The sequence below is a fragment of the Salmonella sp. SJTUF15591 genome (genome assembly GCF_043356435.1).
GTDB lineage: Bacteria > Pseudomonadota > Gammaproteobacteria > Enterobacterales > Enterobacteriaceae > Salmonella > Salmonella enterica.
Genome location: NZ_JBEUJO010000001.1, coordinates 51,452 through 65,376, shown reverse-complemented (window position 1 = coordinate 65,376; position 13,925 = coordinate 51,452). Strand labels below are relative to the sequence as shown.

The 13,925-nt window shown below is 50.6% G+C and carries 16 protein-coding genes and 1 pseudogene; 10 read left to right on the top strand and 7 right to left on the bottom strand.

Features of this window, described 5'->3' with window-relative positions; translation table 11 throughout:
• Positions 1 to 139: 139 nt before the first annotated feature.
• The 5 genes from pspE to pspA all read right to left on the bottom strand — a co-directional run bounded on the left by pspE (position 140) and on the right by pspA (position 2,082).
• Positions 140 to 454, bottom strand: coding sequence for a thiosulfate sulfurtransferase PspE (gene pspE, locus ABVM99_RS00340; protein WP_000913428.1), 315 nt, complete (start codon positions 452 to 454; stop codon positions 140 to 142).
• Between the two features lie 75 nt (positions 455 to 529).
• Positions 530 to 748, bottom strand: coding sequence for a phage shock protein PspD (gene pspD, locus ABVM99_RS00335; protein ID WP_001097610.1), 219 nt, complete (start codon positions 746 to 748; stop codon positions 530 to 532).
• A 22-nt stretch (positions 749 to 770) separates the two neighbouring features.
• Positions 771 to 1,130, bottom strand: coding sequence for an envelope stress response membrane protein PspC (gene pspC / locus ABVM99_RS00330; RefSeq protein ID WP_000508938.1), 360 nt, complete (start codon positions 1,128 to 1,130; stop codon positions 771 to 773).
• Entirely contained in the window at positions 1,130 to 1,354 is a 225-nt protein-coding gene (gene pspB / locus ABVM99_RS00325; RefSeq protein WP_001274953.1) for an envelope stress response membrane protein PspB, read from the bottom strand. Before pspB ends, pspC begins: the two co-directional genes overlap by 1 nt.
• Positions 1,355 to 1,413: 59 nt before the next feature.
• Positions 1,414 to 2,082 carry a phage shock protein PspA gene (pspA, locus tag ABVM99_RS00320; RefSeq protein WP_000511006.1) on the bottom strand — a complete coding sequence of 223 codons (669 nt, stop codon included), beginning with the start codon at positions 2,080 to 2,082 and terminating at the stop codon, positions 1,414 to 1,416.
• Positions 2,083 to 2,252: 170 nt separating this feature from the next.
• Between pspA and pspF the strand changes: the two genes are divergently transcribed.
• The 6 genes from pspF to sapF all read left to right on the top strand — a co-directional run bounded on the left by pspF (position 2,253) and on the right by sapF (position 8,633).
• Positions 2,253 to 3,233, top strand: a complete 981-nt coding sequence (gene pspF / locus ABVM99_RS00315; RefSeq protein WP_023261134.1) for a phage shock protein operon transcriptional activator — start codon at positions 2,253 to 2,255, stop codon at positions 3,231 to 3,233.
• Between the two features lie 111 nt (positions 3,234 to 3,344).
• A complete protein-coding gene (gene sapA / locus ABVM99_RS00310) occupies positions 3,345 to 4,994 on the top strand; it encodes a peptide ABC transporter substrate-binding protein SapA (RefSeq protein ID WP_001241631.1) in 1,650 nt (549 codons plus the stop codon).
• The gene (gene sapB / locus ABVM99_RS00305) at positions 4,991 to 5,956 is read left to right on the top strand and encodes a peptide ABC transporter permease SapB (protein ID WP_000583298.1); all 966 of its coding nucleotides are present in this window, start codon (positions 4,991 to 4,993) and stop codon (positions 5,954 to 5,956) included. Before sapA ends, sapB begins: the two co-directional genes overlap by 4 nt.
• Positions 5,943 to 6,833, top strand: a complete 891-nt coding sequence (gene sapC, locus ABVM99_RS00300) for a peptide ABC transporter permease SapC (protein ID WP_001146150.1) — start codon at positions 5,943 to 5,945, stop codon at positions 6,831 to 6,833. Before sapB ends, sapC begins: the two co-directional genes overlap by 14 nt.
• Positions 6,833 to 7,825 (top strand): peptide ABC transporter ATP-binding protein SapD, encoded by a 993-nt coding sequence (gene sapD, locus ABVM99_RS00295; RefSeq protein WP_001649208.1) that lies wholly within the window; start codon positions 6,833 to 6,835, stop codon positions 7,823 to 7,825. The genes sapC and sapD overlap by 1 nt, the downstream gene beginning before the upstream one ends.
• A gap of 1 nt (position 7,826) precedes the next feature.
• Positions 7,827 to 8,633 (top strand): peptide ABC transporter ATP-binding protein SapF, encoded by an 807-nt coding sequence (gene sapF, locus ABVM99_RS00290; protein ID WP_000230462.1) that lies wholly within the window; start codon positions 7,827 to 7,829, stop codon positions 8,631 to 8,633.
• 15 nt (positions 8,634 to 8,648) lie between these two features.
• Here the strand turns inward: sapF and ABVM99_RS00285 are convergent, their stop codons facing one another.
• On the bottom strand, positions 8,649 to 9,356 hold the full coding sequence (locus ABVM99_RS00285; RefSeq protein ID WP_023195561.1) for an EAL domain-containing protein: 708 nt from the start codon (positions 9,354 to 9,356) through the stop codon (positions 8,649 to 8,651).
• Positions 9,357 to 9,822: 466 nt separating this feature from the next.
• Positions 9,823 to 11,196, bottom strand: a complete 1,374-nt coding sequence (steC, locus tag ABVM99_RS00280) for an SPI-2 type III secretion system effector kinase SteC (protein WP_017441293.1) — start codon at positions 11,194 to 11,196, stop codon at positions 9,823 to 9,825.
• 34 nt (positions 11,197 to 11,230) lie between these two features.
• Here steC and ABVM99_RS00275 point away from each other — a divergent pair, with 34 nt between their 5' ends.
• From ABVM99_RS00275 to ABVM99_RS00260, 4 genes and pseudogenes are all read left to right on the top strand, one after another.
• Positions 11,231 to 11,434, top strand: a complete 204-nt coding sequence (locus ABVM99_RS00275) for a hypothetical protein (protein ID WP_052938175.1) — start codon at positions 11,231 to 11,233, stop codon at positions 11,432 to 11,434.
• Between the two features lie 81 nt (positions 11,435 to 11,515).
• Positions 11,516 to 11,809, top strand: coding sequence for a hypothetical protein (locus ABVM99_RS00270; RefSeq protein ID WP_031622943.1), 294 nt, complete (start codon positions 11,516 to 11,518; stop codon positions 11,807 to 11,809).
• Positions 11,810 to 11,926: 117 nt separating this feature from the next.
• Positions 11,927 to 12,715, top strand: coding sequence for an enoyl-ACP reductase FabI (gene fabI / locus ABVM99_RS00265; protein WP_000506501.1), 789 nt, complete (start codon positions 11,927 to 11,929; stop codon positions 12,713 to 12,715).
• Positions 12,716 to 12,914: 199 nt separating this feature from the next.
• A pseudogene (locus ABVM99_RS00260) lies at positions 12,915 to 13,892 on the top strand (CMD domain-containing protein); the annotation flags it as partial.
• Positions 13,893 to 13,925 lie beyond the last annotated feature (33 nt).

Genomic DNA, 13,925 nt, shown 5'->3' with positions numbered 1-13,925 from the left:
GTTGAGCCTGAAGAGAAGAAAAAATAATAACGAGCCTGCGTTATAGATATGTGCAAAAACGTTATTATCAACTACCCGGAGAGATCAACAACGGCGCATTAAGCGCCGCGGTTAGTATGAGTATTGAGCAATAGATTATCTATTTTTTTACTTTCGGCATATCAAGACGACTGATGCCGCCCATATTCATCGCGTGCGTATACCCCATATCAAGCAACATTTGTTTTGCCATGCCCGACTGTCGCCCGGAGTTGCAATATAACTTTACCGTATCGTTCCTGTCTGGAACTACCGTTTCGATATGAGATTTAATCTCCTTCAATGGGATATTAATCGCGCCCTGAATATGCTCTCGTTGATATTGTTCCGGAATGCGGACATCTATCCAGTATTCTGCGGCATAAAGCGGCATGGCTATGAATAACGCTAACGCAAATATTCCTTTTTTCAACATACTTCCGTCCTGACACGTAATGTATTTCGCACACACTATACGCCAGAGCTTAACGAAATATTATGACCAGACTCGCTATTTGTAACGCTGCGAAATTTTATTCGCCGCCTTACGAAGTACTGGCTCCAGCGCAAACGCCAGCAACATTTTTAGCGGACGACGGGCGACGGATTTTACCGCCCATCCTGCCACGCCGGCAGGCCCGTAGCGTAACGCGGTCAACAGAACCAGCTTACCTGCTATTTTGAAGCCGGGCTTCACCTTCTGCCCGACGCGTTGCCAGCGAGTATTCATCTTCACCTTCCCGATATAACACTTAAAGTTGACGGAAACGACTACGCAGTGTGAACGTATCTGACGTGACGTAGCGTTCCATTTCTCGCAAACGCTTTTCGCCTGCGGCAAGCTCTCTGTCTACGGTATCCAGCAGTTCGCCGCTGGTCGGCTGCGGTTTGCCTGCGGCCAGATTATCCGGCATAGGGTCCAGTACAAAAGACAGAACGATATAGGCCACTACGGTAAAAAACGCCAGCCCAAAGAAAATCGACAGCACGACCAGAATACGCACCAGTTTTACCGGTACATCAAGGTAGTCGGCGATCCCGGCGCAAACGCCACGCACCATGCCCTTTTGCGGCATACGCCATAGTTTTTTATTCAGATTGATTCCACCCATTAGCGCTCTCTCCAGTTCGGATGCTCTGCATCAAGAATGTCTTCCAGCGCCTGAATGCGCTCGCGCATACGTTGCGCATCGTCTGTGAGTTGCAGTAAGCGTTGCTGCTCGCTTTGCGACAGTTCTCCCCGACCGGCACGGTTGCTGTAATGCAGCCACAGCCAAATCGGTAACACAAACAACACAAAAATGGTTAACGGGATGGCCAGAAATAGCGCGCTCATGCGTTCTCCTTACACCTAAAGCTGATGAGCGACGGCGCGTACCGGCGCCGCCATTGTCATTATTGATTATCTTGCTTCATTTTGGCTTTCAACTGCGCCAGCTGCTCGCTGATTTCATCATCGGCTTTCAGGTTGGCAAACTGTTGGTCCAGCGATTGCTGCTTACCAAAACGATGGCTTTCCGCTTCCGCTTCCATTTGATCGATACGACGTTCAAAGGATTCAAACCGCGCCATGGCTTCATCCAGTTTGCCGCTGTCAAGCTGACGACGGACATCGCGGGAAGAACTCGCCGCCTGATGACGCAGCATCAGCGCCTGCTGGCGAGCGCGCGTTTCGCTGAGTTTGTTTTCCAGCTCGCCAATCTCTTTCTTCATGCGCGCCAGCGTGTCATCCACCAGCGTGACTTCCTGTTCAAGCGTAGCAATTAAATCGGTCAGCTTTTGTTTTTCAATCAATGCGGCGCGCGCCAGATCGTCTTTATCTTTGCGCAGAGCCAGTTCCGCTTTTTCTTGCCACTCGGTCTGCTGAGTCGTGGCCTGTTCAATACGACGGGATAACTGTTTCTTTTCCGCTAAAGCACGCGCGGAGTTCGAGCGAACCTCCACCAGCGTATCTTCCATCTCCTGAATCATCAGGCGCACCAGCTTCTGCGGATCTTCCGCTTTTTCCAACAACGCATTGATATTGGCGTTCACGATGTCGGCAAAACGAGAAAAAATACCCATAATTCAATCCTCACATAATGTTCTGATAACGGGCGATGCCCTGCTACATGATTAATACAATTTGCGTGCCAACTTTTCATGTTACTGATAGTAAAGAAATTTTTCCGTTTTACCTCGCCAGCAAAAAAGGATAAAGTGGTGAAAAACACTAACAAGTGGCGATTTTCATCATGGCTGAATTTAAAGATAACCTGCTCGGCGAGGCAAACCGTTTTCTTGAAGTACTGGAACAAGTCTCCCGGCTCGCGCCGCTGGATAAGCCAGTGCTGATTATTGGCGAACGCGGGACGGGTAAAGAACTTATCGCCAATCGCCTGCACTATCTCTCTTCACGCTGGCAGGGACCGCTTATCTCGCTTAACTGCGCGGCGCTTAACGAAAATCTGCTGGACTCCGAACTGTTTGGTCATGAAGCGGGCGCTTTTACCGGGGCGCAAAAACGTCATCCCGGTCGCTTTGAACGCGCCGATGGCGGCACGCTGTTTTTGGATGAACTGGCGACAGCGCCGATGCTGGTACAGGAAAAGCTACTGCGGGTGATTGAATATGGCGAGCTAGAGCGCGTCGGCGGCAGCCAGCCGTTACAGGTTAATGTGCGATTAGTATGCGCCACTAATGCCGATTTACCCGCCATGGTGAAGGAAGGGACATTTCGTGCCGATCTGCTCGACAGGCTGGCTTTTGATGTTGTACAACTGCCGCCGCTGCGCGAACGCCAGAGCGATATTATGCTGATGGCCGAGCATTTTGCTATTCAGATGTGTCGTGAGCTACGTCTGCCCTTATTTCCCGGTTTTACCGATCGGGCAAAAGAAACGTTGTTGCATTACGCCTGGCCGGGTAATGTCCGCGAGCTGAAAAACGTAGTCGAACGTTCAGTGTATCGCCACGGCAGCAGTGAACATCCTTTGGATGAAATTGTTATCGATCCTTTTCAACGCCATCCCACCGAACCGTCCCCGCCCGCCCTGCCAGCGGCATCCGCCACGCCTGACCTGCCGCTCAACTTGCGGGAGTTTCAACTGCAACAGGAAAAAGCGCTGCTGCAACGTAGCTTACAGCAGGCGAAATTTAACCAGAAACGAGCCGCCGATTTGCTGGCGCTCACCTACCACCAGTTTCGCGCCTTGCTTAAAAAGCATCAGCTTTAGCTATTTCTCCGGCTAATTGACGACATTTACGCCAGTTATCCACCGACATTTTTACGTGGCGGGCCGAAGTGCGATACACTTTGCAAATTGAACTTCAAAAACTTAACTATTATGCGCCTGGTTTTATCGTCTCTGATCGTGATAGCGGGTCTACTGAGTAGTCAGGCTACGGCTGCGACTACGCCCGAACAAACTGCGAGTGCAGATATTCGCGATAGCGGCTTTGTGTATTGTGTCAGCGGGCAGGTCAACACCTTTAATCCGCAAAAAGCGAGCAGCGGCCTCATCGTCGATACCCTGGCCGCCCAGTTATATGATCGCCTGTTGGATGTCGATCCCTATACTTATCGTTTAGTCCCAGAGCTGGCAGAAAGCTGGGAAGTGCTGGATAACGGGGCAACGTACCGTTTTCACCTGCGCCGCGACGTTTCCTTTCAAAAAACCGCCTGGTTTACGCCGACCCGAAAACTCAATGCTGATGATGTCGTCTTTACCTTTCAGCGGATTTTTGATCGTCGGCATCCGTGGCATAACATCAACGGCAGTAGCTTCCCCTACTTTGATAGCCTACAGTTCGCCGACAATGTAAAAAGCGTGCGTAAGCTGGACAATAACACCGTTGAGTTTCGCCTGACGCAGCCAGACGCCTCCTTTTTATGGCATCTGGCTACACACTACGCTTCCGTCATGTCCGCTGAGTACGCCGCGCAGCTTAGCCGAAAAGATCGTCAGGAACTGCTAGACCGCCAACCGGTCGGCACCGGGCCTTTCCAGCTTTCGGAGTACCGTGCCGGGCAGTTTATTCGTCTCCAGCGCCACGATGGGTTTTGGCGCGGCAAACCGCTGATGCCGCAAGTGGTGGTAGATTTAGGCTCCGGCGGTACCGGGCGTTTATCGAAATTACTGACCGGTGAATGCGATGTTCTGGCCTGGCCCGCCGCCAGCCAGCTAACTATTTTACGCGACGATCCGCGTTTGCGTCTGACGTTGCGCCCGGGGATGAATATCGCCTATCTGGCCTTTAACACCGATAAGCCGCCGTTGAATAATCCCGCAGTGCGCCATGCGCTGGCCTTATCGATCAACAATCAGCGCCTGATGCAGTCGATTTATTACGGCACGGCGGAAACCGCAGCCTCCATTTTACCGAGAGCCTCATGGGCTTATGATAACGATGCCAAAATTACGGAGTACAATCCGCAAAAATCGCGCGAACAGCTAAAAGCGCTGGGCATTGAGAATCTTACGCTGCATCTCTGGGTGCCGACCAGTTCTCAGGCCTGGAACCCAAGTCCGCTAAAAACGGCGGAGCTTATTCAGGCGGATATGGCGCAGGTTGGCGTAAAAGTGGTCATTGTGCCGGTTGAAGGTCGTTTTCAGGAGGCGCGCCTGATGGATATGAATCACGATCTGACCTTATCCGGCTGGGCCACGGACAGCAACGATCCGGATAGCTTTTTCAGACCGCTGTTAAGCTGTGCGGCCATCAATTCGCAAACCAATTTCGCCCACTGGTGTAACCCTGAATTTGACAGCGTGCTGCGTAAAGCACTGTCGTCGCAGCAGTTGGCTTCGCGCATAGAAGCGTATGAGGAAGCGCAGAATATCCTGGAGAAAGAGCTGCCGATACTGCCGCTGGCATCATCACTACGCTTACAGGCTTACCGCTACGATATTAAAGGACTGGTGTTAAGCCCGTTCGGCAATGCGTCTTTTGCCGGCGTCTCCCGCGAAAAACACGAAGAGGTGAAAAAACCATGATTATCTTCACCCTGCGTCGGTTATTGCTGTTGCTGGTGACGCTCTTCTTTCTGACCTTTATCGGCTTTAGCCTGAGCTATTTTACGCCGCACGCGCCGCTACAAGGCGCATCATTATGGAATGCCTGGGTTTTCTGGTTCAACGGTCTGCTGCACTGGGACTTTGGCGTGTCCAGCATTAACGGCCAGCTGATCTCCGAACAGCTTAAAGAGGTGTTTCCCGCCACGATGGAGCTGTGCATTCTCGCCTTTGGTTTTGCGCTGATGGTCGGCATCCCGGTCGGGATGCTGGCTGGCGTGACGCGTAGCAAATGGCCGGATCGTTTTATCAGCGCGCTGGCGCTATTAGGTTTCTCAATTCCTGTTTTCTGGCTGGCGCTTCTGCTCACACTGTTCTTTTCGCTCACGCTGGGGTGGCTGCCGGTATCCGGGCGATTTGACCTGCTTTATGAAGTTAAACCGGTTACCGGTTTCGCCATCATTGACGCCTGGATTTCAGATTCGCCATGGCGTGATGAAATGGTGATGAGCGCCATACGACATATGGTTTTACCGGTGCTCACGCTTTCCGTCGCGCCGACCACAGAAGTGATCCGCCTGATGCGAATCAGCACTATTGAGGTCTACGATCAGAACTACGTTAAAGCGGCGGCCACGCGCGGCTTGTCGCGCTTTACGATTTTACGCCGTCACGTGTTGCATAATGCGCTGCCGCCAGTCATTCCCCGTCTTGGTCTGCAGTTTTCAACCATGTTAACGCTGGCGATGATTACCGAAATGGTTTTTAGCTGGCCAGGGCTGGGACGATGGTTAATTCACGCCATTCGTCAGCAGGACTATGCCGCTATTTCCGCTGGCGTGATGGTCATTGGGTCGCTGGTTATTGTGGTCAATGTGATTTCCGATATTTTGGGTGCTATGGCTAACCCTCTGAAACATAAGGAATGGTATGCCTTACGATAGCGTCTACAGCGAAAAGCGCCCGCCAGGCACCCTGCGCACTGCCTGGCGTAAATTTTATAGCGACGCGCCTGCGATGGTGGGCCTGTATGGATGCGCCGGTCTGGCGTTGCTGTGTATTTTTGGCGGCTGGATCGCGCCCTATGGTATCGATCAGCAATTTCTGGGCTATCAGCTACTGCCGCCCTCCTGGTCACGCTATGGCGAAGTCTCCTTTTTTCTGGGGACTGACGATCTGGGGCGCGATGTGCTGAGCCGCCTGTTAAGCGGCGCGGCGCCCACGGTCGGCGGCGCGTTTATCGTAACGCTGGCGGCTACGCTATGTGGATTAGTCCTCGGCGTAGTGGCAGGCGCGACTCACGGTTTACGCTCTGCCGTACTGAACCATATTCTGGACACGCTGCTTTCCATCCCTTCGCTCTTGCTGGCGATTATCGTCGTGGCATTTGCCGGCCCACATCTGTCACACGCGATGTTTGCCGTCTGGCTGGCCCTGTTGCCGCGAATGGTACGTTCCGTCTACAGCATGGTGCATGATGAACTGGAAAAAGAGTACGTCATTGCCGCCCGTCTGGATGGCGCGACAACGCTGAATATTCTGTGGTTCGCCATTTTACCGAATATTACCGCCGGTCTGGTCACCGAAATTACCCGGGCGCTGTCGATGGCGATTCTGGACATCGCCGCGCTGGGATTTTTAGATCTCGGCGCGCAGCTTCCCTCTCCTGAATGGGGCGCCATGTTGGGAGATGCGCTGGAGCTAATCTATGTCGCGCCGTGGACCGTTATGCTACCCGGCGCGGCGATAACGCTCAGTGTTTTACTGGTAAACCTGCTCGGAGATGGGATTCGTCGTGCGATTATTGCGGGGGTGGAATAATGCCGTTACTGGATATCCGCAATCTCACCATTGAATTTAAAACCAGCGAAGGTTGGGTAAAAGCGGTCGATCGCGTCAGTATGACATTAAGCGAAGGTGAAATTCGCGGCCTGGTAGGTGAATCGGGTTCCGGAAAAAGCTTGATTGCTAAAGCTATTTGCGGCGTCGCGAAAGACAACTGGCGAGTCACTGCCGACCGTATGCGTTTTGATGATATCGATCTGCTGCGCCTCTCCTCTCGTGAACGGCGTAAGCTGGTCGGGCATAATGTGTCGATGATCTTCCAGGAGCCGCAGTCGTGCCTTGATCCTTCCGAACGCGTCGGCCGCCAGTTAATGCAAAATATTCCCGCCTGGACCTATAAAGGCCGCTGGTGGCAGCGTTTTGGCTGGCGTAAACGGCGTGCAATTGAATTACTGCACCGGGTGGGAATTAAAGATCATAAAGACGCGATGCGCAGTTTTCCCTATGAACTGACCGATGGCGAGTGTCAGAAAGTCATGATCGCTATCGCGCTGGCGAATCAACCGCGACTCCTGATCGCTGATGAACCCACCAACTCAATGGAACCGACGACGCAGGCGCAAATTTTTCGCCTGTTGACCCGACTGAATCAAAACAGTAATACCACCATTCTGTTGATTAGCCACGACCTGCAAATGTTGAGTCAGTGGGCTGACAAAATCAACGTTTTATACTGCGGCCAGACGGTAGAAACCGCGCCAAGTAAAGATCTGGTGACGACGCCACATCATCCTTATACGCAGGCGCTTATCCGTGCGATTCCGGATTTTGGCAGCGCGATGCCGCATAAAAGCCGTCTGAATACGCTGCCGGGCGCGATCCCGCTACTGGAGCAGTTACCGATAGGCTGTCGTCTGGGGCCGCGTTGCCCTTACGCGCAACGAGAATGCATTATCACGCCACGCTTAACCGGCGCGAAAAATCATCTCTATGCCTGTCATTTTCCGCTGAATATGGAGAGAGAGTGATATGGTGGAAACTCTGCTTGAAGTGCGCAACCTGAGTAAAACCTTTCGCTACCGGACAGGATGGTTTCGCCGCCAGACCGTCGACGCCGTGAAACCATTAAGCTTTACGCTTCGTGAGCGTCAGACTCTGGCCATTATCGGCGAAAACGGTTCCGGCAAATCCACGCTGGCAAAGATGCTGGCCGGCATGATTGAACCCACCAGCGGCGAACTTCTCATTGACGATCATCCCCTGCATTACGGCGACTATTCGTTTCGAAGCCAACGTATTCGAATGATTTTTCAGGACCCCTCAACGTCACTGAATCCACGTCAACGTATTTCACAGATCCTTGACTTCCCCCTGCGCCTTAATACCGATCTGGAGCCGGAACAGCGGCGCAAACAGATTGTCGAGACGATGCGTATGGTGGGGCTATTGCCCGATCACGTGAGCTACTACCCGCATATGCTGGCGCCGGGGCAGAAACAGCGTCTGGGCCTGGCCCGCGCGCTGATTTTACGCCCTAAAGTCATTATCGCGGACGAAGCGCTGGCTTCGCTTGATATGTCCATGCGCTCGCAGCTCATCAATCTGATGCTTGAATTGCAGGAAAAACAAGGCATCTCCTATATCTATGTCACGCAGCATATCGGCATGATGAAGCATATTAGCGATCAGGTATTAGTGATGCATCAGGGGGAAGTGGTTGAACGCGGCAGCACCGCCGATGTGCTCGCCTCTCCGCTACATGAGCTTACCCGCCGTTTAATCGCAGGCCATTTTGGCGAGGCGCTGACCGCTGACGCATGGCGAAAGGATCGCTAACCGACACAAATACCCTCAGTTCGATTCTCTGAGGGTGTTCATGCGACTGCCCAACAGCAATGTTTCAACCTCTTCTAACGCAACGGAAGGAAATAACGTGCCCTGGGTTGCCCAAATGCCTGCCGTTTTTAACGCCGGCAAATAGCGTGTGTTTTCCTGGCCACCCACCACAATCTTGTCACAATAACGCCGGATATGTTTGACGAGCAGCGGAAACGTCATTTTTTCAATTTGTGAGATAAAAAAGCTGCGATCAAGTTTTACGCCGCTAAAACACCCGCAAACTAATGGCGCAGCGGTTGCGTTCCCTACGCCCAGGTCGCCCAGCCATAATGGATTAGGTTGCTTATGAAGCGCGTGTATTAAAGGATCGATTAAGGCGTTATCTTGACATGAAAAATGTTCAGCGACCTGCAGCTCCACAAATAGCATGGCGTGTAGTAACGCGCGAATATTTTTGTCCTGAAGGACAAACTGCGCCATACCCCGATCGATATTTACGATACAGAACAGGCCGTGGCGTAGAAACCAGCCATGTTTGGCCGCGATTGTCCGCAACAGATCAAGCAGAAAATGGCGCTTCTGCGAATTGTCCCATGACGAGATAACAAACTCAGGGTGTAGCGGACGAGCGGGCGACGATGCAAAATGGGTAGTGATTTCGACACCCAGTAAATCCCCCTCCATTGCCCTTATCGGCTCTGCCATAAAAAAATAGCGCATGTGACCACTCCACTTGATCTTAACTCCCTGATAATGCGCTTTTAACGCAAATCAATCAATAAAAACGATCAATATATAAAAAATGATCGAAAAAAACAATATATGTTAACTTCATGATAACTTGCTAATTTTATGTTTTGAGAATGTTCTTCTATTGCTATAAGGAAATTTACATACTAAGCCGAACAACGCTAATATGACGGCATGAGACCATCCGTAAAGCCATGTTTTTCTTGTCAGGCAGAGGGGAAAAATCAAGGCGAGTTAATGGTGTTGCACCATCGCGTGGCATTTCACCCACTATGGCAGCGCGGCATCGCCAACCCTAATGGCGAGTTGCATCTCCGCTACAGGCTGTCCAGATCCCCCGAACGACCTTTAAGCGAATAGCAACTCTCAATAATTGATCGGCAAATCTGTAGCGAATGAGCCCCCGGCGATTCGCAGAAAAGAACTGAACTAAATGCTATTTTTTTAATTCATTCTTTAATACCTTAGCCACAAGAGTCCCTTCCTCAGGCGCGGCTAGTTTAAAACGTCTTCCTGGCGCAGGTGTCTGTTCTTCCTCTCCGATTAACGCATCAAGATCCGCAATAAGTGACTTATAATATTCAATATCTTCAGTATTTTCTTCGGTCTCGGCCCGCTTTAATTTTATCAGGTGATGGGCCTTAATTTGCTCTTCCAGTTGCCTTGTTGCAAGAGAAACGCTTCGCTGTTGCCGGGATTCTTGTGACAGTACCATTTGATCGCCATCCACAAAGAAAAGAACCCCTTCTTTAATCAGAATATTACCTAAGATATTTATATCATGCATATAAACCCCCCGGGATTTAAGAAGCGCCTCCGCCATTCGATAGTTATCTTCATCTTCAACATCTAACTCCCGACCTTGAATATATTTTGAAACTAAAACCGTAACGTCTTTACCATTAATATTCATGATGGCCGAACGAGAAAAATTCTTGTCGCCATTGGCCATATTCAAATACTTACTGACACGATCAGGATGACAATTACGATGTTCCGGAGAGTTAACATCCACTTTTATCCCCCGCTCATTAATTGGAATCTTAACAACAAACTCATCATTTAACAGATAGACTGTCCCATAACTTCCGCTACCTATTTTATTTTTTTCAATATCACGCATGCGAATATTTTTCTTAAACTCCGACGAGTTAATAAACGCCTCTATTGCCGCTGGTTGTGATGTATCCGTCTGATCAATAGCGCCGCTCTCATCACCAGACGCCGTAGCGGGCGTGGTCAGGAAGTCTATCAAACGTTGCTCAAAAGCCTCATAGATTCCATTACTACCTGCTTCGCTCGGCGGCTGGTTATCATTATCCAAAGCGGTAAGCGTAATTTCCCCGGAATTATAATTAAACATCGTTTCTTTTAAAAAATCGACGCAACGCTCAGAACACTCCGTCTCGGTCACTAATACTCCATCGTAAAACATCTGTAGTAGTAACATATTTTCTTGATACGCTAATACTTCTACAGTGTATTTATCTCTTGTTTCAGGCCTGGAGGCATCAATAAGTTTAATATATCCAAGAAGGGGGCGCCATCGTGTACAGTCTTCATCTCGCTTCGAAAATGGTCCTGGAGAGAAAGGCCCTTTAATATCGGGATGCTCGTTTTTTTGGCACAGTAGATTATATATTTCTCTATAGTCAGAAATTAAACTTCGCTTGGTGAATATATTCCTGAAAAAATCTATAAATTTCTCACACGTTGAAAAAACATGCTCTCTTTTATTATCGATGATATCTCTTAAATACCTTTCTGATATCTGGCAACTATGATTTCCGATCTGAAATGTAAACGGCATATGTCTCATCCTCTGAAAATTTATTATAATATACATGCAAACATATAAAAACCTGATTTGTAACTACTGTAATCACCTGATTTCCAAAATTTTTCATATTCAGTATTACTCTGCATCAATAAATAGAGAAAACCTTCAGCACCTAAAAAAGAAATTATTTTTGTTAAGCATTTGCTGGTTAAAATTACATGTCTATACCCAAAATAATTCGAGTTGCTTAAAGGCGGCAAGGGAGTGAGTCCCCAGGAGCATAGATAACTATGTGACTGGGGTGAGCGAGCGTAGCCAACACATAAGCAACTTGAAGTATGAAGGGTATATAACATCGCTAATAGGTGAGGTAAACCATTCGGATGAATATTCAGGCTTCCTACAGAACCTTTACTTGTCTGGTGGAAGGCGCATCGCTATCGTACTTGCTATCCGTCCCGGTGTCTCTGGTTGGATGAGGCGAACCTTACACCAGCTGGTATACTGCACCGTAGGGCCTGTCCCATTAGACTCTTTGATTTGCCAGTTTGGCCCTGGGGAGTGCTCAAAATCCTCAGGGACTTTGTTACCGTGTGGTTTTAGAACGTCACCTGCCGGAGATAGCGGCGGAAAAATAGCGTGACACACGGGGCCAGGAGTGGGATATAATTTCAGACTAATTTCGAATAATGTTGAAAAATTGCTGTTAACCATTGTTCGTAAAAGCAAAAAATAAGCAATGACTATAAGGATTAAAGCTATGGGTTTTCTTTCCGGTAAGCGCATTCTGGTCACTGGCGTGGCCAGTAAACTGTCCATCGCCTACGGTATCGCACAGGCGATGCACCGCGAAGGAGCTGAACTGGCGTTCACCTACCAGAACGACAAACTGAAAGGCCGCGTAGAAGAATTTGCTGCCCAGCTGGGTTCCAGCATCGTTTTACCGTGTGATGTCGCTGAAGATGCCAGCATTGACGCTATGTTTGCGGAGCTGGGTAACGTTTGGCCGAAATTTGACGGTTTTGTACACTCGATCGGTTTCGCGCCTGGCGATCAGCTGGACGGCGATTATGTTAATGCGGTTACCCGCGAAGGCTTTAAAATCGCTCACGATATTAGCTCTTACAGCTTTGTTGCCATGGCGAAAGCCTGCCGCACCATGCTGAATCCGGGTTCTGCGCTGTTGACCTTGTCTTATCTGGGGGCGGAGCGCGCCATCCCGAACTACAATGTCATGGGTCTGGCGAAAGCCTCTCTGGAAGCCAACGTGCGTTATATGGCAAACGCTATGGGACCGGAAGGGGTTCGCGTCAACGCCATCTCTGCGGGCCCGATCCGCACGCTGGCGGCGTCCGGTATTAAAGACTTCCGTAAAATGCTGGCGCATTGTGAAGCCGTTACGCCAATTCGTCGCACCGTGACCATTGAAGATGTGGGTAACTCAGCGGCGTTTCTGTGTTCCGATCTCTCGGCAGGCATTTCTGGCGAAGTCGTCCATGTTGACGGCGGGTTCAGCATTGCGGCAATGAATGAACTGGAACTGAAGTAAGCGCATTAAGTTTATTAGCGGGCGGCACGGCTGTGCTGCCCCATTCCCCTCACTCACCGCTCATCTCGTTATATAGCGTTCTGATATTTGTTATCACCTAACAATCTTTCATCCCTTTCCCGCATACGCCAGGATAATCCAGCATAAACGATCCGACGCCGAATCATTATCGATCGCCATTTCATCCTCGGGAAACCCTATGGAACAATGCCGAAAAGCGGGTAAAAGCCACTGGTATCATGAAACACAATCCACTATGTCGTCACAAACCCCGCTTTCGCTAATGCCGGAAGCCGCGTATGTTAACGATCGATTTTTACTGGATTTAGCGGTAGCAGAAACCGCGTTGACGCCTTTTGAATCATGGTTAAAGCCCGCTCGCCAGTTGGCGGATGTCTTATTTCCCCGCACGGTTCTCAACGACCGGCTTCATACGTTTAGCGCCTATGAACGTATGAGCACCGCGCTGACCGCCGCTCAGGTATTTGGGGTTCAGCGTTTGTGCCGCCATTATGCCGCGCGTCTGGCGCCGCTACCTGGCCCTGACGCCTCAAGAGAGAGCAATCAACGGCTGGCGCAAATTACGCAATACGCTCGTCAGCTTGCCGGCTCCCCCTCCGTTATCAATACGCGGGCCCGCGAACAGCTTGCAGAGGTGGGATTAACCGCCCGGGATACCGTACTCATCAATCAGATCATTGGGTTTATCGGTTTTCAGGCGCGGGTAGCGGCGATATTTCAGGCGTTTTGCCGTCTGCCCGTGCGCGAACTGCCCGGCCAGGAGATGCAGCGCTTTGCCAGGGCCGCGCGGTTTCAAAACCCCCAGACGATATGGCGGCCCGCCGCTAGTCTGGTAGAATATCCTCCAGCCCATACCAAAGTTCGGCGGCAATATTCGTCTTCACAATGCCAAATGATGGCGCCGGTACTCATGCGCGATCCGTCTTCATTCGCGTTACTCGAACGCATACTGACCAGCACATTACACACTGCGTCGCCCTCTTCTTTACTTCCCCTTATCACGCTCCTCACATCACGTATCAACGGCAGCGCCGCCTGCTTTAACGAACAGGCAACCCAACCTGGCGCGTGGCGTCGCGCTGTCATCACGTTACGCCAGGAAGACGACGACATCGCTCGTTGGGAACTTGAGCCTGCGCTGACACAGGCGATACAATGGCTCACCAGAGCGCCCGATCGCTTTAGCGCC